The sequence below is a fragment of the Achromobacter sp. PD1 genome (assembly GCF_048541815.1).
Taxonomy (GTDB): domain Bacteria; phylum Pseudomonadota; class Gammaproteobacteria; order Burkholderiales; family Burkholderiaceae_B; genus Achromobacter; species Achromobacter bronchisepticus_A.
The window spans coordinates 6053302-6073370 of the sequence record NZ_CP183349.1 but is presented as its reverse complement, the minus strand read 5'-3'; the positions used below and the strand labels follow the sequence as shown (position 1 = coordinate 6073370).

Sequence of the window (20069 nt, the reverse complement as noted above, 5' to 3'; positions counted from 1 at the left end):
GGACAGGGGGCCAGTCTACCCTGCGCGATGCGTTCCGGCACTGCGTATGCAGTCAGCCATGACCGCCGCTTGTCGTCCTGCGTGACGTGGCGAATATTCTGTGCCACGTCATGGTCCGGAATTCGCAGCCGGTGCGTTACTGAATCCGTACTGGATAGCTGCAGCCGGTATAGAAGGTCTTGCAGCTCGTGCCGGTGCCCTTCTCGCAAGTCTCGATGGCCAGGGATTGCGCCAGTTCCTTGGTTTCGGCGCTGGCGGAATTCATCAACACGCCTTCGCCTTTGGGTGAAGGGCCATACACCACCGCTACGCATTGGTTGTAGTACGTGATGTTGGTCTCGCAACCTTTGCCGCCTTTGGACGCGCAATGTTCCAGCGCGGCTCGTTCGGCCTTGGCCTTGCTGGTCTTGTCGGCAGCGATGCCGACGGAGCCGGACGGCGGGTCGTAGGCGATTGCGCCCCAGCGGGTGGTCCAGCGTGGCTGGTCGGGCGCGGTTTGCGCGCCGGTGCCGCCCTGTGGGCGGGTCTGGCCGGGAATCGGCACGCATTGCTGGCCCGGGGTGCCGGCGGCGTTGGGCATGAAGCCGTCGGGGCAGCCTTGTTCGGCCTGCGCCAGGCCTGGGATGCCGAGATGCAGCATTGCCAGCAGGAAAACCAGTTTCAAAGCACGCATGTGTCGTCTCGCAGTTGTCGTGTTCTTCAATCCGGAGGCCGTGCGTCCCGCGGGCCGAGCCCGGGCAGTCAGAGCCGTCCGAAGCAAGGCGTCAGGCTGCGGATTCGCCCCGGGGAAGTGTAGTCTGACTTCTTGGTTTTCGATCCGGTCTGCACGATGGACTCGATCACGTTGACGCGCCTGCCGGCGAGCCTGGGGGACTTTCGTCAGGCGCTGGACGCAAGCAGTTTCAAGCTGCCCAAGCTGAATGAGGCGCTGCGCGACCTGGTGTACCGTGCGCCCACGCGGCACTACAAGCCGGAATCCGGGGCCGCGCCGAGCCTGATCCGGGCGGTGGGGACGGAATTGCTGCCTATGCCGCGGCTTCTGTTTCCGGTTGGCCCCTGACGGCTTGACGGCATGTCAGACTACACGCATGAACCTCAGTGATCGCCTGAAAGCCTGGGCCAAGCGCATCAAACGCGACGGCCTGACGCTCTGGTTTGCCGGCAGGCATGCCCGCACGCCCTGGTACGCCAAGGCGCTGGGTCTGTTCGTGGTGGCCTATGCGCTCAGCCCCATTGACCTGATTCCCGACTTCATTCCCGTGCTGGGTTACGTCGATGACGTGCTGTTATTGCCCGGCCTGATCTGGCTGGCCATCAAGCTGTTGCCGCCCGATGTGCTGCAGGAATGCAGGGTTCAGGCGGATGGCTGGATGCAGTCGCAGGGCAAGAAGCCGCGCAGTGTGGCAGGCGCGGTGATGATCGTGACGCTATGGCTGGGGATAAGTGTTGTGGCGTGGTTTTGGCTTGCGCCGTATTTCCGGTAACGCCCTGACCGGCTTGCGCGCAGAACTACGCTGAACCTTCTTCCACGAACCCCAAGGTCCGGAGTTCCGCGATCGCGCCCTTCTCCTCCTCACGTCGCGCCGTGGGCGCGGCCAGCGAGGCGGTCAGCAGCTTGGACTGGTCGGGTGATTCGTCAAAGCCCTGCAGCACGCTGGCGATGCCCGGGAAGGCTTGAATGAAATCTGCTCCCAGCGCCTCATACCCCGGATAACGCCCCTGCTTGTCCACGATGACCTGCGTCTGCGGATCGCGCCTGATCAGGTGCAGCGGCACGCCTTCGCAACGCAGGCCCAGCAGCTTGGCTTCGCTGATGTCCAAGGCCCAATCCGTCTCCGCGTAGAAGGCGGCGCGCGCGGATGCGAACTGATCGAGGAGGCGCTCGTCCTTGCAGAACGCGGTGGGCGTCAGGTTGAGATTGAGCTTGCCGATCTTGCCCACCAGTTTGACCCGGCGAAAGAACGAGGCCCACACCAGCAGGATGGGATTGGTGGACAAGTCCTCGATCAGCACATCTTCAAACATGCAGGGCTGGATCATCGAGTTGACGGCGCGGCATTTGGAGAGGCGCACGTTCTGCACGCGCGACATGCGCTGTGGGGTCTTGACCATGGACAGGGCGCCGTTGTCGAAGGTGCAGTCGTGGAAGTGCAGATCGCTGAAGTGCGAGCTGCCCTTGTCGTAGGCCATCAGGAAGGTTGCGCCTTCGGTTTTATTCATGGGCGAGGGAGATGTCAGGCTGCGATGTCGCCGGGGACTCGTAGTCTGCCAGTTCTAATGCCGGAATAGCAGCATTTCCTACTGCGAGATAGCTTATTTGGTATTCATGTGACATTATTAGAATCTCTTGGATACATTTACCCGTTCCCCTGCGGAGGGCAGGAAGCGGCAGATAACTAAGCTGAAGAAGATGAATCACATGAATAAAAAGATGTTGAAGTTGGCGGCCGCTGCCGCTTGCGTGATGACGGTCGCGGGATGCGCCAATGTGCCGATGGCGCCAGCTGAACAAAACAAGCAGGCCAAATCGTTCCCGGCGCCGGACGAAGGAAAGTCCGGCCTGTACGTCTATCGGGACAGCTTTGTGGGCAAGGCGCTCAAGAAGGACGTGTACGTCAATGGCAAGTGTCTGGGCGAAACGGCAGACCGCGTGTTCTTCTACACGCAGGTGGCTGGCAACGAGCAGCACAAAGTTTCCACCGAGTCGGAGTTTTCGCCGAACGATCTGATGGTAATGATGGAGGCGGGCAAGAATTACTTCGTGCGCCAATTCATCAAGATGGGCGTATTCGTGGGCGGCGCCGGCGTGGAGCAGGTGACGGAAGAGGAAGGTCAGCGGGTGATCTCCAAGTCCGAAGTGAACCTGGCGGCCGAAGGCCGTTGCACGGGCTGATCGCAGTCCGCTCCCGCCGCTGTTCTTGCCTACTTGCAATGGGAATAACGATGCGTCTTGGTCTGTTGTTGGCGGCCCTGCTGTTTGCCGCGACGGCCCATGCGGCGAACTATCCCTGCTCAGGAAAGAAGGGCGGCGTGGAGCGTTGCGTCGGAGAACAGTTTCTGTGCCGCGACGGTTCGATCAGCGCATCGAAACGCGTGTGCTCAAGTCCGGATTCCGGCGCACAGCCCCTTGTTTCCAAGCCCTCGGCGTCTGGTTCGAATGGCGCATGTAGCTGCCGTGATGGTCAATACTGCACCGGGCCGCGGGGCGGAACGTACTGCTACACCGATAGCGGCAAGAAGTCCTATCTCAGGAAATAAGCGCTGCGCTGTTTGAGGCCGTCTCAACAATGCAATGAACGGCCCCTGCACGGGCTGAAACTGTTCGGGCTGATCCAACGGCGCGGAGTACATCTGTTGGCACAGGACGCCGCCGGATATCCACTAGTCTGCCAGCCGCCAGACGGCTTCTTCGCTCACGTGTACGAGCTGGATGCAGTCGCAGGGATTGCCGTCTGGCCTTGCTCCATCCGGGCTCCGTGTCGATGTGTATGGCCGTAATTCCTCCAATTGGTTCGGGCATCCAGCACCTAAACTCACGCTTCGATCAAACAGAATGCGCGAGGAATCTGATGAAGCTCCGGGTCGGTAGATGGTGTTTGGGGACCGTGATGGCGTTGGCGTGGCCCGTGCTGGCACAAGCCGCGACACCCGCCATGACACCGCGGCAGCAGCAGCTTCTGGCCGCGGCTGAGAGTTCGAGCCCCGTCTACGCCGCCTGGCGCGAACGGTACGCGGTTCTGATTGCCGTTGAACCGAAGTTGCAGCGTGCGGTTTTGTACACACGCTGCGCGAAACCTGGCGGGGAACGGTTGCTGGATCCCAACTATCGGGCTTACGCCGAGACCGTGGGCGGGGCTTATCGCCGCTATCTCCAGGATTCGGACCCAGCCAGCGCGATGGCCAGCACGACAAAGCTGTGGGCAGCAGACCAGTTGACCGAGGCGGAATATCAGCGCTCCCTGCGCTGGCTGACCAGCGCCAATACGCTGCCGCTACGCAATGTGAGGGATGTGGGCACGATCCTGAGTCAGTACCTGGAGAATTCCGTGGACGTGAGCAGCGGCCAGTTGAATCTGGCGGTGTTGCTGGCGATGAAGGAGACGCTGGCCAAGGCTGGTCAGCTGGGTCCGGTGGTCAAGGCTTTCGCGCAGGTTGATGCTGCCAAGGCGGCATTGTTCGAGTCACTGCCGACGGAGTTGCCGTTGAAGGACGAGCAGATCCAGCAATGGTACGAGGTGGCTACCTGGCTGGATAAGGCGGGCAATACTGTGCAGCTGGCCTACTGGTTTGCCGTGCCGCAAGAGTCAATCGACGCGATGGCAGAGGATGTGTTCGAAGAACGGGTGAATCAGGGGCTACAGGCATTGCAGGCGTATCAACGCAAGGGACCGGTCGAGGATTCCGACGTGCATACGCTGAACGATGAGCAGAAGTTGGGGCGGAAGATCGCCTACTACTTTGGCGATCTGGCGTCCGACGAGATCGCGCAAGTGTCGGTAGACGCGCACAACTGGATGTCGAAGCAGGTGCAGGCGTACATCGACAAGCATCGGGCTGTCATGTGTTCGTCGCCGAGGCGCTAAAGCGCTCGCGCCGGCGCCTGCATGGCGTGTCGCGCGCTGCCGGACATTGAGGGCCGTAGACTACCGCCGTTGACGGCTATCTCAATAACTTCCGGTGGGCAGCACATCTGCCAAATAGGCGACGGTATCTGGTTCATTGCGCAATACATGCCGCATCCACGCGCCGCGCTCATGCGCGGTCACTTCCAGCTCCCACACGCAGGCAATGAACGGCCCTTGCACGGGCTCGAATTGCTCAGGTCGTTCCAGCGGCGCCGAGTACATCTGCTGGCACAGGATGCCGCCGGATATCCACCAGTCCGCCAGCAGCCAGACGGCTTCCTCGCCCACGTGCACGATGCAGAAGCCCAGGCCCGTAGCGCGCGGGTCGCGGGCGGCGTCTTGCAACGTGGCCATTGCGGTCTTGCGGGCGGCTGCGGCTACTTCAGCGGAGAGCAGCGCAACCGTGGGATCGGGATTGCGTTGTATCGCGTAGGCCTTGATGGCCAGACCGTCTTCGCGCCATTGCTCGATGAACGCCATGCGGCGCGGCGCGTAAGGTTCTGCAGGAATCGTTCGAAAAGACATGATGGGCAGCGAGGGTGACCTCTTCGGGATCATGGAGGCAGGCATTCTTCCGGCAGGCCGCTAGGCCAGCAAGGACAAGGCATCGTCCAGCGACAGCACGGTGGTGCGCGATGCAAAGGCGGTTGCGAACAGATGTTCATGCACGATCGGGTCCGGGTCGTAGCAGCAGTCCTTGACCGTCAGCAGGCGATAGTCCGCATCGCTGGCATGCGCAATCGACGACAGCATTACGCCAGTCGACGCGACGCCGGCCATGATCAGCGTATCGATGCCTTGCGCGGAAAGCCGCACTTGCAGATCGGTGCCGAAGAACACGCTGGCGCGGTGGGCGAGGATGATGGGCTCGTCTTCGCGGCGGTCGAGCTCTGGCGAGATGCGGTCGTGGACGAAAAGTCCCAGCTGCTTGATGCCCTGCCCGTTCTTGTTCAAGGGGCTGACTTCAGGATAGCCAGGGCTGAAATGAATCTTGGCGAAATAGACGCTGACGCCGGCGCGCCGCGCGGCGTCGCACAGTTGCCGCGTGTCGCCGAGCAAGGCGGGGGCGACCGATGGGAACAGTTCCATGATGTCGGTCTGGTAGTGCAAGACCAGCAAGGCGGTACGCGCCGGAATGATGGCCAGGGTCTGGGTGTTCATGCTCCGCTCCGCAAAGGGTTTGCCATGCGCGCCTTGCGGGTCGGCCTGCTGCCTGGGCGGCCCGCAATGGTGTGACGCTTGGCGAGGTGATGGGGTGCGACAGGAAGGACGAACGACTCTACCACGGCGGCCATGGCATAACTGCGCATGGAAAGCGGGTGGAGGTTCTGGCGCCGCGCGATCCCTTGCGCGAGCCCGGGAATTACACCATCGGCAACTGATTCGTCACGCAATGAATCCCGCCGCCGCCTGATGCAATGGCGTCGATATCCAACTGCACGACCTTGCGGCCCGGATACAGGCGGGCCAGCAGATCGCGCGCCTTCGCGTCCGCCTCCGCATCGCCGAATTCCGGCGCGATGACCGCGCCGTTGATGACGAAATAGTTGATATAGCCGGCCGCGAAGTCGGGGTTGTCGCGCAGGAACTTGCTATCCCGCGGATTGAGCGGCGGGCTCACAGTGTGGATTTCCAGCGGCTTGCCGTCGGCATCCGTTGCGCGCCGCAGGATCTCCAGGTGCTTGCGGGTCAGCGCGTAGTCGTAGGAGTCGGGATCCATGTCGAGGTTGGCGACGACGACGCCTGGCCGCGCGAAGCGGGCGTAGAAATCGACGTGGGCATCGGTGATGTCCTTACCCTTGATGCCGGGCAGCCAGATGATCTTGCGCAGGCCCAGGCAGCGCTTCAGCTCCTCCTCGACCTCTGCCTTGCTCCAGCCGGGATTGCGGTTGGCGTTGATCCAGCTGCTTTCGGTCATGATGCCGGTGCCGCGGCCGTCGACTTCGATGCCGCCGCCTTCGCCGACCAGTTCGCTTTGCAGGTATTCGGTGTCAGTGATCTCGGTGGTTTCAGCGGCGATCTTGGCGTCGGCTGCATGGCGCTGCTTGTTGCCCCAACCGTTGAAGTTGAAGTCCACGCCGGTGACCGCGCCCCGCCCGTCGAGCACGAAGTTGGCGCCGATGTCGCGCATCCAGATGTCGTCCAGGCGGGTTTCGACGAAGCTCACGTTGTCCGCGCCGCAATGGCGTTCGGCCAGGCTGCGTTCGCGGCTGCGGCAGAACACGGTGACGGGCTGGTGCGCGGCGATGGCGCGGGCGATGCGGCCAAGCGCGGCCTGGACGTCGGCGGTGAAGTCTTCCCAGATGGCGTCCTGGGCGCCGAAGGCGATGAAGGCGCGGGCCTGGGGGGCGCCCTCGTCAGGCATGTGCCACCGGGGCGCTTGCGCCGCCCGCGCGCCGGAGGCGAGCAGACCCAGGCCCAGCGAGGCGGCGGCGTGGACGCCCATGAACGTGGCGGTGTGTTGGATGAGTTGGCGGCGGGTGGGCACGTCGGGCTCCTGGAATTCGGGATGATCGATAAAAAACGGTTATGCCGGAGTCAACGGTGCGCACCGCTTGAATTGCAGTGTATTTCCCGCCTGGTCGCGTGGACTAGCGATATATTTAGCGGAATTATGATTAGCAGGGCTTATCGATATGCTCAAGCAATGGCCTCCCCTGAACGTGCTGCGCGGCTTCGAGGCGGCCGCCCGCCTCGGCAGTTTCCACAAGGCGGCCGACGAGCTGCACCTGACCCAGTCGGCGATCAGCCAGCAGGTGCGCAGCCTGGAGGACTATCTGGGCCAGCCGCTGTTCTTCCGTCAGGGGCGCGCGGTGTCGCTGACCGATGCGGGCTGGGATCTGCTGGGCACGACGCAGGCGATGTTGCAGCAGTTGGCGGCCGGCATACGCAGGCTGGACCAGTACCGCAAGCCGAATCAGTTGATCGTGAACACCAGCCCGGCGTTTTCGCGGCACTGGCTGCTGCCCAGGCTGGAAGCCTTCCGCACCCTGCATCCCGAGGCGGACCTGTGGCTGTACACCAGCGATGCCGCGCCGGACATGGCCAAGCAGACCATCGATATCGCGCTGCGCGACGATCTGGGTCCGCAAGCCGATTGCGCGTTCCGCGTGCTGGTCGAGGACCGTATGTACCCAGCCTGCCATCCGCGCCTGCTGGCGGCGGACACGCGCGCCACGCTGCATGGCGAGCGCGAGATGGATTGGAGCCATTGGGAAACGCAGGGCGGAACCGACGTGGGCCAGCATGGCCAGGGCATGAATTTTTCCGACCCCGGCCTGTTGCTGGATGCGGCGCGCGAAGGCCTGGGCATGGCGCTGGTCAGTAGCCTGCTGGCCGAGCGCTCGCGCCGCGACGGCGCGTTGGCGGCGTTGACGGAGCAGACCGTGCGCGGTCCGAAGTGGGCCTGGCTGGTGCATCGGGACAGCCAGGACGATCCGCTGACGCGCGCGTTCTGCGAGTGGGTGTCCGAAGAGTTGGAAGCGTCGCGCGAGGACGGCGGCGCGGCAGCCTGAATCTTGCCTCTCAGGTTGGGGCTTACATCACGGTGTTAAGTTGTAGCCTAACCGCCGCATGCGGCACATTCCAGAGCAAGAGATTCATCGATGTCCAATCTGCAATCCACGCGTCCCGTCGCCCTGATTACGGGTTCTACCTCCGGCATAGGCGAGGCCATTGCCCGCCGCCTGTCGCGGGAGGGCTATGCGGTGGTCGTGCATTCACGCCGTTCCGCCGAAGCCGGCCATGCCCTGGCGCGCGAGCTGGGCGACGCTGTCTACGTGCAGGCGGATCTGGCGGACGATGCCGACCGGGTCCGATTGGTTCGGGAAGCCGTCGCGGCATGGGGGCGGCTGGACGTGCTGGTCAACAACGCCGGAATCAGCCACGTCATTCCCCATGCGGACCTGGCCGCGGCCACGCCGGACATCTGGCATGAATTGCATGAGGTCAACGTGGTGGCGCCGTTTCGCCTGGTGGCCGAAGCGCAGGCCGCGTTGCAAGCGGCGGCGGCGCATGGCAGGCCTGCTTGCGTGGTCAACGTGAGTTCGCACGCGGGCGTGCGGCCCAAAGGCGCGTCCATTCCTTATGCGGCAACCAAGGCGGCGCTCAATCATGTGACGCGCTTGCTCGCGCTTTCGCTGGCGCCGCATATCAGGGTGAATGCGGTTGCGCCGGGTCTGGTGGATACGCCGATGACGGCCGATTGGACGCAGGCCCAAGCATTGTGGCGCGACAAGGCGCCGATGCGCCGCGCGGCCAGTCCGGAGGATATCGCGCAGGCGGTCGCCATGCTGGCCGCGTCGGACTATCTGACCGGCGAGATCCTGCTCTCCGATGGCGGTTTGAATCTCACGTAGCAGCACAAGCCGCGCGGGCATCGCAGCCGTTGGCAAGCCGGCTTGCGTGCCCTGCCCCCATCGACGCCGGCCTTACTTCTCCGCGTACTTCTTGCTGGCCGTGTCGTAGGCGTAGATGACGGCATCGCCCGCGCCCAGTTGGCGGGTCTTGTCCGGCCCGGAGATTTCCGTGCCGCTGCGCTTGACGGTCACGCGCGGCATGTCGCTGCCGCCATGCGCGGAAAAGACCAGTTCGCCCGAGCTGGCCACGCAGGGCATGACGTCGCCTTCGGCGCAGGCCGCGCTGTTGTCTTCGCCGGTATTGATGCTGCCTACGTAGGTCCAACCCGCGCCTTCGTCCGGGCCCGCCGGATTGAAGACCAGCAGCGCGTAGCCGCTGAAACTGATGCCGTTGTCGAAGCCTTCGGTGGGTACGGCCAGCAGCAGCTTGCCGGCGGGCGTGCGGTACTCCACCGGCTTGCGGCGGGTGTCCACGTCTTCCGGCTTTTCGTAGGCGCCGAACTCGCCGACCGAGTGCTTCATGCCGCGGAATTGCCAGGGGCGGTCGGGCGTGGAGCCGGTTTGCGTGAACGTGGCTTCGGCCAGGTTGACCTGGACGCCGGGGCCGACTTCGTCCTCGCCGGGCTTGCCGTAGCGTTCGCGGGTGTCCCAGGTGAAGCCGGTGTAGTAGCGCGTGCCGCCCAGTTCGAAGGCGTGGCCGAACCAGAAGGTGGCGATGCTGCCGTTGGCGACTTCGTAGGAGTCGGCGCCCTTGCCGTCGATCTGGTAGATGGAATACATCACCGTAGCCACATCGGGCGGCGCGATGGCGGCGGCCTGGGCGGTGGGTGGTAGCGCGGCGGCGCTGGCGGATTCGGCGGCGGTTGCGGCGGGGCTGAACAGCGCGGCCAAGGTGGACGTCAGCAGGCCGGCCATGGCGGTGCGGAGCAAACGGCTACGGGGGCGGGTTTTCTGAATGGTTTTCATGTGTCGGACATCTTCTTGTCGGCCTCAGGCGGGAAAGCCTTGTGATCGCCTGTCTCTGTCTGTGCGGCGCCATCCTAATCGCCCGTTGCAATCCGCGTCGGACAACAATTTGCCAATTGTGTCGGACTGCAATGCATGGAGCGCCTGTGGCTAGTCTGCCACGGAATCGGCGTTTTGCTCGGGGATCGTAGGATGGGTGTGGCGCAAGAAAGACGTGGCGGACAGAACTGTCCTGCAACGCGCGAAACCCATCGCCCGTTGCAGCACGGGGATGGGTTTCGCGCGGCGCGTTCTCTCAGTACGTCGCCCGCAGATTCAGCATCACGCTGCGCGGCTCGCCGTAGTAGTTCGATCCATACGCCGCCCACACGCGCTGGTAATAGACCTTGTCGAACAGGTTGTTCACCGTCAGCGTGCCTTCCAGGTGCTTGTTGAAGCGGTAGCCGGCTTGCGCGGAGACGGTGGTGTACGGGCGCTGCTCGAATTTCACCGGACCGTTCAGGCGGTACATGCTGCTGACGCTGCGTACGCCCGCGCCCAGCGACAGGCCTTCCAGCGTGCCGGTGGCGAAGGTGTACTTGGTCCACAGGTTGAAGGTGTGGCGCGGCGTGATGAAGGCGTATTGCTGCGACTTCTGTTCTTCTGTGCCCTTCAGGGTCTTGGTGGTGGTGTAGGCGTAGCCGGCGGTGATGTCCCAGCCCGGCGCGGGGCTGCCGCTGATTTCCGCCTCGAAGCCCTGGCTGCGCATCTTGCCCGCGGCCATGGAGAACAGCGGATTGTCCGGGTCCGTCATGGAGCGGTTCTCGTCTTCCATGCGGAACAGCGCGGCGTGGCCGTTCAGGCGCTTGTCCAGGAATTCGCCCTTCAGGCCGATCTCGTATTGCTTGCCGGTGCGAGGATCCAGCAACTGGCCGTTGATATCAACAGCATCGGACTGTGGGACGAGGTGCCATGGACTGTATGGGCGAACCTATCCTCCAAGAGATAGCTCGGGGTAAGTCCGCGTTTCCACAACCATCGTTGTTTCACGCTTCCTAATGTCGACTATTAGATTTGCTTAAGTTGCCCGTTTTTTTTGACCCGTCATTCCGGCATTCTTAGCATCACTGATAGGAGACACCATGGGCGCACTAAAAAACGATTCCAGCCTGGACATCCGCATGCTGCGCATCTTCGCGGCGGTGGCGGCGGCCGATAGTTTGTCGGCGGCGGCGCAAGCCTTGAACATCACGCAGTCGGCCGTGTCGCAGACGATCTCTCAGATCGAGAGCACGCTGGGCATGCGCGTGCTGGACCGGTCGCGCAGGCCATACCGGCTGACGCCGGCGGGGGTGACCTTGCACCGCCAGTCGCGGCAGATCGTGGATGACGTGGATCGGCTGATTTCGCAGGTGCGCGAGGCGGACCTGATGAACCGGCCGGCCATCCGGATCGGCATGATTGATTCCTTCGCCGCGACCACCGGTCCAGCCATCGTCAAGCGGCTGACGCAGAGCGCCAGCCAGGTGCTGGTGTGGTCCGGGCTGGCCTACGGCCACGCGCAGGCGCTGCTGAACCGGCAGGTCGACATCATCGTCACCACCGACGCCTTGGACGACGTGGACGGGTTGGCGCGGCGCGCCATCCTGACCGAGCCCTTTGCGTTGGTGGTGCCGGCGGCGCGCGCCGACGAGTTTGCGCGCATGGACCTGCGCCAAGTGGCCCAGGCCGCGCCCTTCATCCGCTTCAGCGGCCGCTCGCACTTCGGCGCCATGATCGAACGTCATCTGCGCCGCTGCAGCGTGACCGCGCCGCCGTTCCTGGAGATCGACACCAGCGACGTGGTCATGGCGATGATCGCGGCCAATCTGGGTTGGGCGCTGATGACGCCGCTGTGCTTGTTGCAGGGGCGTTCGTGGTTGGATCAGGTGGCGGTGTTGCCGTTGCCGGGACCGGGCCTGGCGCGCACGCTGCACCAGGTGTCGCGGCAGGACGAATTCGAAGAGATGGCCGACATGTTCTGGCAGATCAGCCGCAAGGCGCTGGAGACGGAAATCTTCCCGCAGGTAAGCGCGCATTTGCCCTGGCTCGGGCGGCAGATGCGGCTTTGTTGACCCGGCGGGAAACGCCTGGGCAAGACGCCACGCTCTCGCGAGGCGCCGCGCGCAGCCGGTTTTTCGCCGCAGGATAGCCCGACGACAAAAAAAGGAGAAGGACATGCAGGAGACTAGACGCAGATTCATCCAAGGCGCCGCCCTGAGCGCCGCAGCCTTGGCGCTGCCGATGGCAGGACGGGTCTGGGCCGCGCAAGCGCAGGCCGTGCGCTACGGCGGCTCGGCGTGGCTGGGCCACTACCCAGCCTGGCTGGCCATCCAGGCCGGCTACTTCAAGAATGAAGGGCTGGACGTAGGCTGGGAGTCTTTCGGCACGACCTCGGCACGCGTCAGCGCCCTGCTGTCGGGCAATATCGACATGGCGGTCACCGCCGCGCCCGCTGCGCTGGCGGTGATGGCGCGGGGTTCGCGCCATTTCGCCATCATCGGCGTGCCTGAGAACTTCGGCCGGGTCGAAGGGTTGATCGTGCGCGACGGCGTGCAAAGCATGCAAGACCTGAAGGGCAAGAAGGTCGGCGTCACGTTCGCCTCCAGCGCGCACCTGCTGGTGCTCAATTTGCTGGACCAGGCGGGCCTGAAGGCGGACAAGGACGTCACCGTGCTGAACGTGCCCGCCCCGGAAATGCCGGCGGCCTTCAAGGCAGGCCAGATCGACGCGGCAGCGGCATGGACGCCGCAGTTCAACGCCATTCGCGCCATGCCGGGCGCGCGCATGCTGGCCGACGATACGCAGTTCTCGCTCTACAAGGACTACGGCGTCACGCCGGGGCCGGACGTGCTGGTTGCGCGCCGCGCATTCCTGGACAAGCACCCCGAAGCCGTCAAGCGCTTCCTCAAGGCGTATTTCCGTGCCAACGAGCAGTTGCGCGCGCAGCCGGACAGCACGGTGGCCGCCTTGACGGAACTGACCAAACTTACCGCTGCCGACCAGCTGGAAATGGTCAAGGGCGCCGATTGGTATGCCGCGTCGGAACAAGGGCCACTGCTGGCGCCGGGCAGCAAGTACATCGATGGCTTGCAGAAGCTGGCGGAAATGATGGTGCGTTACGGACAGATCGACAAGGCACCAGCTGTACGCGATTGGGTTGATCCCGCCTACCTGTAACTGCGAAGGCGGCCACACCGATACGCCTGCGGGCGCATGCCGCCCGCCCTTCTTTCTGTCAGGAATTGAACGATGAATGCATCAAACCGTCAGCGTCGTCCGGACCTGCTGCTGATCAGCAGCGTGTCCGTGATCGTGCTGCTGCTGTTCTGGGAAGGCGTCTGCCGCCTGCAATGGGTGGATCCGCTATTCCTGCCGCCGCCCTCGTCCGTCTTCGCCCGCCTGGCCGGCATGTGGGAGCAAGGCGCGCTAATGGGCCACATCCTGGCGTCCGCGCGCCGGGTCATGGTGGGCTTTGCCGCCGCCACGGCGCTGGCGATTCCGTTGGGAATTTTCCTGGGCACCTCGCTGCGCGCCCGTGCCGCCTTCGACCCCATCCTGTCCTTCTTGCGGCCGCTGCCCTCGATGAGCTGGATTCCGCTGTCGCTGCTGTGGTTCGGTATTACCGAAACGCAGAAGTACAGCATCGTGTTCATGGGCACCTTCGCGCCGGCGCTGTTGTACGTGATCGAAGCCACGCGCAACATCGACCCACTGCTGATCCGCGCCGCTCGCAACCTGGGTGCCAGCGGTCCGCAAGTGATGCGCATGGTGATCCTGCCGGCCAGCCTGCCGCAGATCTTCAGCGGCTTCAAGGTGATCCTGGGCCTGTCGTGGACCTGCGTCATTTCCGCCGAACTGGTTGCCGCGAAGGAAGGCCTGGGCTTTCTCATCATGAACGGCAAGGAGTTCTTCCAGACCGACACCGTGGTGCTGGGCATGGCGCTCATCAGCGTCACCGTGCTGGTGACCGACGTGGTCTTCCGAGTCATTGAAAACAGGGTGTTGGCATGGTCGCGATAAACCACGAAGCAAACAATACGATGATATCGATCGAAGGAATTTCCAAGTCGTTCGGTTCCTTTCACGCCTTGCAGGGCGTGGACCTGCAGGTCAAGCGCGGCGAGTTCCTGGTGGTGTTGGGCGCGTCGGGTTGCGGCAAGTCCACGCTGCTCAACCTGATCACCGGATTCGAAAAACCCAGCGCCGGACGCATCGTGGTCAATGGCCGCGAAGTGCGCGACGTGGATCCGCACTGCGGCATGGTGTTCCAGCAGTACGCCTTGTTTCCATGGCTGACCGTGGCCGAGAACGTGGCCTTTGGCCTGAAGCTCAAGGGCGTTCCCGCTTCGGAACGTCGCGCGACGGCGCAGAAGTTCATCGAGATGGTGGGGCTGAAGGGCTTCGAGGACGCCTATCCCAAGGCTCTGTCCGGCGGCATGCGCCAGCGCGTGTCCATCGCCCGGGTGCTGGCCAACGATCCCGATGTCATCTTGCTGGACGAACCCTTTGCCGCGCTGGACGCCATGACCCGCCAGGTGCTGCAGGAAGAGTTGACTCGCATTTACGAACGCAGCGGCAAGACCATCATCTTCATCACCCACTCCATCGACGAGGCTCTGCTGCTGTCCAACCGCATGGTCATCATGAGCGCGCGGCCGGGCCGCGTCGCCTGCGACATGCCCAACGATCTTCCCTATCCGCGCAATGCCGACGCGCAGCTTTCGCCGCGCTACATCGAGCTCAAGTCGCAGATCTGGGGCATCGTGCAGAACGAAGTCATGCGCAGCCTGCAGGCGCGCGCAGATCAATGATCCGCCAACCGCAACACTGAACCCATCATGTCTCACCCATCAGGGCAACCGCAGACTTATCCTCAATACCAGAGCGGCTCGGGCTGGAACGCCATGCTGCCCAAGCGCGCGCCACGCGCCGCTGCGCCGCCGCATGCGCGCTTCAAGCACGTAATCATCGGCGCCGGCTACACCGGCCTGGCGGCTGCGCGCCGGCTGGCCGAATTGCAGCCCCAGGAGCACATCCTGGTGCTGGACGCTACCGCTGCCGGGGAAGGCTCCGCAGGGCGCAATTCCGGCTTTCTGATCAACCTGCCGCACAACACCCGCATGAGCGGCCACCACAGTCCGCTGCAGGTCGCGCGCAAGCAGATCGCCATGTACCAGTCCGGACTGGACTGGCTGGCGGAATTGGCGGAGCGGGGCGGATTCGACTGCGGCTGGGATGTCGCGGGCAAGTACCACGCTGCGGCCACGCAACTAGGGCGCAGCACGTTGAACGCGTCGCTGGCGCAGTACCGCGATTGGGGCGTCGCGTACACCGAATTGGATCGGGACGCCTTGCGAGAACAACTGGGCACCAGCTATTACGAGTTCGGATACCACTCGATGAACAACGTCTTCGTGCAGCCAGCCGCGCTGATACGAGGTCTGGCCGACACGCTCCCTGAAAACGTCTGGCTCATGGAGAACAATCCTGTGCTGGCGGTCGGTGGCGCAGGCCCCTACACGGTGCGCGCGCGCGGCGGCGAGTTCACTGCCGACAACGTGGTCCTGGCCAACAATGCCTTCGCGCGCAAGCTGGGTTTCCTGCGCAGCCGCCTCGTCACCATCTTTACCTACGCTGGCGTCACGCCCGTGCTGAGTCCGACGCAGCAGGCGCTGCTGGGCCAGCGCGACCAGTGGGGCGTCATCCCGGCCAATCGCCTGGGCACCACGCTGCGTCGCATCCGCGGCGGCCGCTTCATGGTGCGCAGCGCCTATTCCTATGAGGCCGAGCAACCCCTGGATCGCATGGAGCAATTGCTGCGCGATTCGTTCCAGCGCCGCTATCCCGAACTGGCATCGCATGACTTCGAGTACGTCTGGAGCGGATCCACGGCGCTGACGGGCAATGGCGCTTCCTTCGTGGGCCAGGTGCGGCCGGGCCTGTACGCCTCGGTCGGTTGCAACGGCGCGGGCGTGATCAAGGGCACCATCTACGGCAAACTGCTGGCCGAGCAGATCGCGGGCAGGCGCAGCCCGATGCTCGACGACTTGGAAGCGTTCGAGCGGCCGAACTGGCTGCCACCCGATCCGCTGCGGCGGATCGGCGTGATGATCGCGATCGCCAGCCAGGCGAAGAAGGCAGGGCTGGAGCGCTGAGCTGGCCGATGCGCGGCGCGGACGCGCCGCGTCAGGACGCGTGGATGGTTTTCAACTTGCGCAGCTCGGGAAACCACCGCATCCACAACCCCGCCACGGCAATCGTGCCGACCCCGCCGATTACCACCGCGGGCACCGCGCCGAAGGCCGCGGCCATGACGCCGGACTCGAATTCGCCCAGCTGATTTGAGGCGCCGATGAATAGCGTGTTCACCGCGCTTACTCGTCCCAGCATATGGTCGGGCGTGTTCAGCTGCACCAGCGACGAGCGCACCACCACGCTGACCGCGTCCGCCGCGCCCAGCACCACCAGCGCGCCGATGGACAGCGGGATCGAGGTCGACAGGCCAAATACCGTGGTCGCCAGCCCGAACACGATCAACGCGCCGAACAGCAGCCGGCCGACGTGTTCGCCCAGGCTCAGGCGGGCCAGCGTCAAGGACATGAGCGCGGCGCCGCAAGCGGGAGCGGCGCGCAGCGCGCCCAGCGCCCAGGGGCCGGCGTTCAGGATGTCCTTGGCGAAGATAGGTAGCAAGGCCGTGGCCCCGCCTAGCAGCACGGCGAACAGGTCCAGCGACAAGGTGCCCAGCAGCAGGCGCCGCTGGAAGATGAAGGTGATGCCGGCGAACAGCGTGCGCCAGGTGGTCGGTTCTTTGCGCGGCGGGGCGCGTTCGATGACCAGCGTGGCGATGGAGGCGAAGGCGGACAGGTACAGGGCCGCCGCCACGCAATAGATCCACCCTGCTCCCAGCCCGTAGCCGACGCCGCCCAGCGCAGGACCCGCGATCTGCGCGATCTGTCCGCCGGACGAGGCCAGCGCGGTCGCGCGCGGCAGCCATTCGCGCGGCACCACCGCCGGGATCAGCGTGGCCAGGGTCGGCGCTTCAAAGGCGCGGGCCGAACTCATGATGATGATGGTGGCGTAGATCAGCGTCTTGCCGCCCACGCCGTGCAGGGCCGCGATCGCCAGCACCAGCGTGGCCAGCGCCTCCAGCGCCATGCATACCGCCACGATCTTGCGGCGGTCGTAGCGGTCGGCTACGTGGCCCACCACCAGGGTCAGCGCCGCCATGGGCAGGAATTGCGCCAGGCCGATCAGGCCCAGGTCCAGGGCGCTGCCGCTCAATGCATAGATCTGCCAGCCCACCGCGACGGAGACGATCTGGAAGGCGAGCGACGCGCCGATGCGCGCGAACAGGTAATGCAGGAAGGCGGGACGTTGAAGCGGACTGGGGGAATCGGGGGCGGGCATCAGGGATTGCGCTTTGGGCGCGCGACGGGCGCCGGACCCCGCATTCTAGGGAGAAGTCGCTGACGGGAAACTAAGAGCGGCTCATGTGCCCCCGGCCGTGCCTGCCGTTATGCCTTCGGCCAATACGTCCCGAAGCTCCACAGGTTGCCCTCCGGATCGCGGCAGGCGAACTCACGGCTGCCGTAGGCGGTGTCGTAGGGCGGGGTTTCGATGGTGGCGCCGGACGCCTGGACCTGCGCGTGCAGGGCGTCGGGATCATCCACCGCCAAATACAGCGCGTCGGTGCGGCGTCCTTGCAGGTCGCCTACCAGCTTGCCATGGGCGTCGTCGCGGTCAGGACCCAGCATCAAAAGGGAGCTGCCATAAGCCAGTTCCGCATGTTGCACCGCGCCGTCGTCGCGATAGACGGCGTGTTCGGTGAAACCCAGTACGCCAGTAAGCCAGCGCAGCATGGCGTCCGCATCGCGGCAACGCAGGGTTGGGAACAGCCGGGGCGCCGCGGATTCGGAGGGCATAGCACTCATCATGGGTACTCCTGTGAAAATGCAGGAGCGCCCATGATGCACCCGCGGGCGGCGGGGAGGATGACGATTTTGTTACTGCGCGCCTGGCTACTCGCCGATGGCGACCAGCTCGGCGCCTTCCGTTACCTGATCGCCCACGCCGTAGAACACTTCCGAGACCTTGCCGTCGGCGGGCGCGGAAATGGTGTGCTCCATCTTCATGGCTTCCATCACCAGCAGCGGCTGGCCCTTTTCCACGGTGTCGCCGGCCTTGACCGAGATCGAGATGATCTTGCCGGGCATGGGGGCCGTGAGGCCGCCGCCGTGTTCGCCCTGGGTGTCCTGCGAATGCGCCAGCGGATCGTACAGGTCCAGCACGTGCACGCCGGCTTCGCCGAAGACGTGGGCCTTTTCGGCGTGCAGCACGACGGTGCCGGCGCTTTCATGGCCGTCCAGCGTGATGCGCAGGCCGTAGGCCAGATTGGGGTTGGCGCTGGCGTGGGCGCGCCACAGGAAGGCCTGCGGGCCTGCGCCGCTGTCCAGGGTCCAGACGCCGCCCTGGCGGGCGACGGTGACGTGGCGGGTCTCGCCGTTGTCCACCCATTGCAGTTGGCGTTGGTAGCGGCCGCCCAGGCGCCAGCCGTCGCGCGCGTCCCAGGGGTCGGCGGGCTGCTTGCCACCCGTAGCCTGCGGCTGCGCCAGGCCTTGGCGCACCAGCACTGCGGCGCAGGCCAGGGCCAGCGTGGCGGGATTGGCCGCCTGGGGTTCGGGCAGCAGCGTGGCGCGCTGGCGTTCGATCAGGCCGGTGTCCAGGTCCGCCGCGGCGAAGGCGCTGTCCTGCATCAGGCGCGACAGGAAGGCCACGTTGGTCTGCACGCCCACGGCCTGCGTCTGGGCCAGGGCCTGCAGCATGCGGGCGCGGGCCTGGTCGCGGTCGGCGCCGTGCACGATCAGCTTGGCGATCATGGGGTCGTAGAACGGCGTGATGGTGTCGCCCATGCGCACGCCGCCGTCGACCCGGATGTCGCCGTTGGCGAATGCGGTGTGCGCCGGCAGGCCCAGGTAGGCCAGCGTGCCGATGGACGGCAGGAAGCCTTTCTCGGGGTTCTCGGCGTAGATGCGGGCCTCGATGGCGTGGCCCTGGATGCGCAAGTCTTCCTGGCGCGCCGGCAGCGGCTGGCCGGCGGCCACGCGCAGCTGCCATTCGACCAGGTCGTGGCCCGTGATCATTTCGGTGACCGGGTGCTCGACCTGCAGGCGCGTGTTCATTTCCATGAAGTAGAACCGGCCGTCGGGTTCTGCGATGAACTCCACCGTGCCTGCGCCCACGTAGCCTACGGCGCGCGCGGCGGCGACGGCGGCCTCGCCCATGGCGCGGCGGCGCTCTTCGGTCATGCCGGGCGCTGGGGCCTCTTCGATCACCTTCTGGTGGCGGCGCTGTACCGAGCAATCGCGTTCGAACAGGTAGACGCAGTTGCCGTGCGTGTCCGCGAATACCTGGATTTCGATGTGGCGCGGCTTCTGCAGATAGCGTTCGATCAGCACGCGGTCGTCGCCGAAGCTGGAGGCGGCCTCGCGCTGGCATGAGGCCAGCGCATCGAGGAACGCGCCGGACGATTCGACCACGCGCATGCCCTTGCCGCCGCCGCCGGCGCTGGCCTTGATCAGCACGGGGTAGCCGATGGCGTCGGCCTGGGTCTTGAGGAATTGCGGGTCCTGGTTGTCGCCGTGGTAGCCGGGCACCAGCGGCACGCCGGCTTTTTCCATCAGCGATTTGGCGGCGGACTTGCTGCCCATGGCGGCGATGGCGTAGGCCGGCGGCCCGACGAAGGCGATGCCGGCCTTCTCGGCGGCCTCGGCGAAGGCTTCGTTCTCAGACAGGAAACCGTAGCCGGGGTGGATGGCGCCCGCGCCGGTATCGCGCGCGGCTTGCAGGATGGCGTCGGCGCGCAGGTAGCTGGCGCGCGGTTCGGAGCCGCCGATGTACACGGCCTGGTCGCAGGCGGCGACGTGGCGGGCGTTGGCGTCGGCGTCGGAATACACCGCGACGGTGCGGATGCCCATGCGGCGGGCGGTGGCGGCCACGCGGCAGGCGATTTCACCGCGGTTGGCAATCAGCAAAGTGTCGAACATGGATGTCATCCAGGCTGAAATTATTCTTGGGCTGCAATGGGGACGGCCAAGCCGCC

At 64.9% G+C, this 20069-nt stretch carries 21 protein-coding genes; 11 read left to right on the top strand and 10 right to left on the bottom strand.

The window, feature by feature from the left end; all coding sequences use genetic code 11:
• Window positions 1-136: 136 nt before the first annotated feature.
• Window positions 137-673 (bottom strand): DUF4189 domain-containing protein, encoded by a 537-nt coding sequence (locus ACM1PE_RS28580; protein WP_118934036.1) that lies wholly within the window; start codon window positions 671-673, stop codon window positions 137-139.
• A 156-nt stretch (window positions 674-829) separates the two neighbouring features.
• Here ACM1PE_RS28580 and ACM1PE_RS28575 point away from each other — a divergent pair, with 156 nt between their 5' ends.
• Window positions 830-1060, top strand: coding sequence for a hypothetical protein (locus ACM1PE_RS28575; RefSeq protein ID WP_419341749.1), 231 nt, complete (start codon window positions 830-832; stop codon window positions 1058-1060).
• Window positions 1061-1088: 28 nt separating this feature from the next.
• Window positions 1089-1484: a YkvA family protein gene (locus ACM1PE_RS28570; protein ID WP_059376560.1), complete on the top strand. Its 396-nt coding sequence runs from the start codon at window positions 1089-1091 to the stop codon at window positions 1482-1484.
• 25 nt (window positions 1485-1509) lie between these two features.
• Here ACM1PE_RS28570 and ACM1PE_RS28565 read toward each other — a convergent pair whose 3' ends face one another.
• On the bottom strand, window positions 1510-2220 hold the full coding sequence (locus tag ACM1PE_RS28565; protein ID WP_419341748.1) for a hypothetical protein: 711 nt from the start codon (window positions 2218-2220) through the stop codon (window positions 1510-1512).
• Between the two features lie 127 nt (window positions 2221-2347).
• Between ACM1PE_RS28565 and ACM1PE_RS28560 the strand changes: the two genes are divergently transcribed.
• Together ACM1PE_RS28560 and ACM1PE_RS28555 are read left to right on the top strand one after the other, a co-directional pair.
• Window positions 2348-2893, top strand: a complete 546-nt coding sequence (locus ACM1PE_RS28560; protein ID WP_225590423.1) for a DUF2846 domain-containing protein — start codon at window positions 2348-2350, stop codon at window positions 2891-2893.
• Window positions 2894-3626: 733 nt separating this feature from the next.
• Window positions 3627-4583: a hypothetical protein gene (locus ACM1PE_RS28555; protein WP_419341747.1), complete on the top strand. Its 957-nt coding sequence runs from the start codon at window positions 3627-3629 to the stop codon at window positions 4581-4583.
• An 81-nt stretch (window positions 4584-4664) separates the two neighbouring features.
• Here the strand turns inward: ACM1PE_RS28555 and ACM1PE_RS28550 are convergent, their stop codons facing one another.
• From ACM1PE_RS28550 to ACM1PE_RS28540, 3 genes are all read right to left on the bottom strand, one after another.
• Window positions 4665-5150 carry a hypothetical protein gene (locus ACM1PE_RS28550; protein WP_223283441.1) on the bottom strand — a complete coding sequence of 162 codons (486 nt, stop codon included), beginning with the start codon at window positions 5148-5150 and terminating at the stop codon, window positions 4665-4667.
• Window positions 5151-5210: 60 nt separating this feature from the next.
• On the bottom strand, window positions 5211-5786 hold the full coding sequence (locus ACM1PE_RS28545; protein WP_419341745.1) for an isochorismatase family cysteine hydrolase: 576 nt from the start codon (window positions 5784-5786) through the stop codon (window positions 5211-5213).
• Between the two features lie 202 nt (window positions 5787-5988).
• Window positions 5989-7113, bottom strand: coding sequence for an agmatine deiminase family protein (locus ACM1PE_RS28540; RefSeq protein WP_419341744.1), 1125 nt, complete (start codon window positions 7111-7113; stop codon window positions 5989-5991).
• A gap of 148 nt (window positions 7114-7261) precedes the next feature.
• Between ACM1PE_RS28540 and ACM1PE_RS28535 the strand changes: the two genes are divergently transcribed.
• Together ACM1PE_RS28535 and ACM1PE_RS28530 are read left to right on the top strand one after the other, a co-directional pair.
• Complete coding sequence (locus tag ACM1PE_RS28535) at window positions 7262-8140, top strand: LysR family transcriptional regulator (protein WP_059376583.1); 879 nt, start codon at window positions 7262-7264, stop codon at window positions 8138-8140.
• A gap of 90 nt (window positions 8141-8230) precedes the next feature.
• Window positions 8231-8983 (top strand): SDR family NAD(P)-dependent oxidoreductase, encoded by a 753-nt coding sequence (locus ACM1PE_RS28530; RefSeq protein ID WP_419341741.1) that lies wholly within the window; start codon window positions 8231-8233, stop codon window positions 8981-8983.
• Between the two features lie 72 nt (window positions 8984-9055).
• On the opposite strand, the gene ACM1PE_RS28525 is transcribed toward ACM1PE_RS28530, so the two are convergent.
• Window positions 9056-9949, bottom strand: a complete 894-nt coding sequence (locus ACM1PE_RS28525; protein WP_419341740.1) for a hypothetical protein — start codon at window positions 9947-9949, stop codon at window positions 9056-9058.
• A 295-nt stretch (window positions 9950-10244) separates the two neighbouring features.
• Window positions 10245-10868: a TonB-dependent siderophore receptor gene (locus ACM1PE_RS28520; RefSeq protein ID WP_419343864.1), complete on the bottom strand. Its 624-nt coding sequence runs from the start codon at window positions 10866-10868 to the stop codon at window positions 10245-10247.
• 202 nt (window positions 10869-11070) lie between these two features.
• Between ACM1PE_RS28520 and ACM1PE_RS28515 the strand changes: the two genes are divergently transcribed.
• From ACM1PE_RS28515 to ACM1PE_RS28495, 5 genes are all read left to right on the top strand, one after another.
• A complete protein-coding gene (locus ACM1PE_RS28515) occupies window positions 11071-12042 on the top strand; it encodes a LysR family transcriptional regulator (RefSeq protein WP_059376590.1) in 972 nt (323 codons plus the stop codon).
• Window positions 12043-12145: 103 nt separating this feature from the next.
• Window positions 12146-13147 (top strand): ABC transporter substrate-binding protein, encoded by a 1002-nt coding sequence (locus tag ACM1PE_RS28510; RefSeq protein WP_059376591.1) that lies wholly within the window; start codon window positions 12146-12148, stop codon window positions 13145-13147.
• 72 nt (window positions 13148-13219) lie between these two features.
• Window positions 13220-13990: an ABC transporter permease gene (locus ACM1PE_RS28505; protein WP_059376592.1), complete on the top strand. Its 771-nt coding sequence runs from the start codon at window positions 13220-13222 to the stop codon at window positions 13988-13990.
• 20 nt (window positions 13991-14010) lie between these two features.
• Complete coding sequence (locus tag ACM1PE_RS28500) at window positions 14011-14781, top strand: ABC transporter ATP-binding protein (RefSeq protein ID WP_419341739.1); 771 nt, start codon at window positions 14011-14013, stop codon at window positions 14779-14781.
• Window positions 14782-14808: 27 nt separating this feature from the next.
• On the top strand, window positions 14809-16125 hold the full coding sequence (locus tag ACM1PE_RS28495) for an NAD(P)/FAD-dependent oxidoreductase (RefSeq protein WP_419341737.1): 1317 nt from the start codon (window positions 14809-14811) through the stop codon (window positions 16123-16125).
• 31 nt (window positions 16126-16156) lie between these two features.
• On the opposite strand, the gene ACM1PE_RS28490 is transcribed toward ACM1PE_RS28495, so the two are convergent.
• From ACM1PE_RS28490 to ACM1PE_RS28480, 3 genes are all read right to left on the bottom strand, one after another.
• Window positions 16157-17377, bottom strand: a complete 1221-nt coding sequence (locus ACM1PE_RS28490) for an MFS transporter (RefSeq protein WP_059377596.1) — start codon at window positions 17375-17377, stop codon at window positions 16157-16159.
• Window positions 17378-17484: 107 nt separating this feature from the next.
• The gene (locus ACM1PE_RS28485; protein WP_118934050.1) at window positions 17485-17904 is read right to left on the bottom strand and encodes a VOC family protein; all 420 of its coding nucleotides are present in this window, start codon (window positions 17902-17904) and stop codon (window positions 17485-17487) included.
• An 84-nt stretch (window positions 17905-17988) separates the two neighbouring features.
• Window positions 17989-20013, bottom strand: coding sequence for an acetyl/propionyl/methylcrotonyl-CoA carboxylase subunit alpha (locus ACM1PE_RS28480; protein ID WP_419341735.1), 2025 nt, complete (start codon window positions 20011-20013; stop codon window positions 17989-17991).
• Window positions 20014-20069 lie beyond the last annotated feature (56 nt).

Excerpts from the sequence above, each read along its gene's own strand:
- ACM1PE_RS28550 (WP_223283441.1), bottom strand. The coding sequence starts at position 5,150 with ATGTCTTTTCGAACGATTCCTGCAGAACCTTACGCGCCGCGCCGCATG.
- ACM1PE_RS28565 (WP_419341748.1), bottom strand. The coding sequence starts at position 2,220 with ATGAATAAAACCGAAGGCGCAACCTTCCTGATGGCCTACGACAAGGGC.
- ACM1PE_RS28570 (WP_059376560.1), top strand. The coding sequence starts at position 1,089 with ATGAACCTCAGTGATCGCCTGAAAGCCTGGGCCAAGCGCATCAAACGC.
- ACM1PE_RS28575 (WP_419341749.1), top strand. The coding sequence starts at position 830 with ATGGACTCGATCACGTTGACGCGCCTGCCGGCGAGCCTGGGGGACTTT.
- ACM1PE_RS28480 (WP_419341735.1), bottom strand. The coding sequence starts at position 20,013 with ATGTTCGACACTTTGCTGATTGCCAACCGCGGTGAAATCGCCTGCCGC.
- ACM1PE_RS28530 (WP_419341741.1), top strand. The coding sequence starts at position 8,231 with ATGTCCAATCTGCAATCCACGCGTCCCGTCGCCCTGATTACGGGTTCT.
- ACM1PE_RS28535 (WP_059376583.1), top strand. The coding sequence starts at position 7,262 with ATGCTCAAGCAATGGCCTCCCCTGAACGTGCTGCGCGGCTTCGAGGCG.
- ACM1PE_RS28495 (WP_419341737.1), top strand. The coding sequence starts at position 14,809 with ATGTCTCACCCATCAGGGCAACCGCAGACTTATCCTCAATACCAGAGC.
- ACM1PE_RS28580 (WP_118934036.1), bottom strand. The coding sequence starts at position 673 with ATGCGTGCTTTGAAACTGGTTTTCCTGCTGGCAATGCTGCATCTCGGC.
- ACM1PE_RS28505 (WP_059376592.1), top strand. The coding sequence starts at position 13,220 with ATGAATGCATCAAACCGTCAGCGTCGTCCGGACCTGCTGCTGATCAGC.
- ACM1PE_RS28485 (WP_118934050.1), bottom strand. The coding sequence starts at position 17,904 with ATGATGAGTGCTATGCCCTCCGAATCCGCGGCGCCCCGGCTGTTCCCA.
- ACM1PE_RS28500 (WP_419341739.1), top strand. The coding sequence starts at position 14,011 with ATGATATCGATCGAAGGAATTTCCAAGTCGTTCGGTTCCTTTCACGCC.
- ACM1PE_RS28510 (WP_059376591.1), top strand. The coding sequence starts at position 12,146 with ATGCAGGAGACTAGACGCAGATTCATCCAAGGCGCCGCCCTGAGCGCC.
- ACM1PE_RS28490 (WP_059377596.1), bottom strand. The coding sequence starts at position 17,377 with ATGCCCGCCCCCGATTCCCCCAGTCCGCTTCAACGTCCCGCCTTCCTG.
- ACM1PE_RS28515 (WP_059376590.1), top strand. The coding sequence starts at position 11,071 with ATGGGCGCACTAAAAAACGATTCCAGCCTGGACATCCGCATGCTGCGC.
- ACM1PE_RS28545 (WP_419341745.1), bottom strand. The coding sequence starts at position 5,786 with ATGAACACCCAGACCCTGGCCATCATTCCGGCGCGTACCGCCTTGCTG.
- ACM1PE_RS28525 (WP_419341740.1), bottom strand. The coding sequence starts at position 9,949 with ATGAAAACCATTCAGAAAACCCGCCCCCGTAGCCGTTTGCTCCGCACC.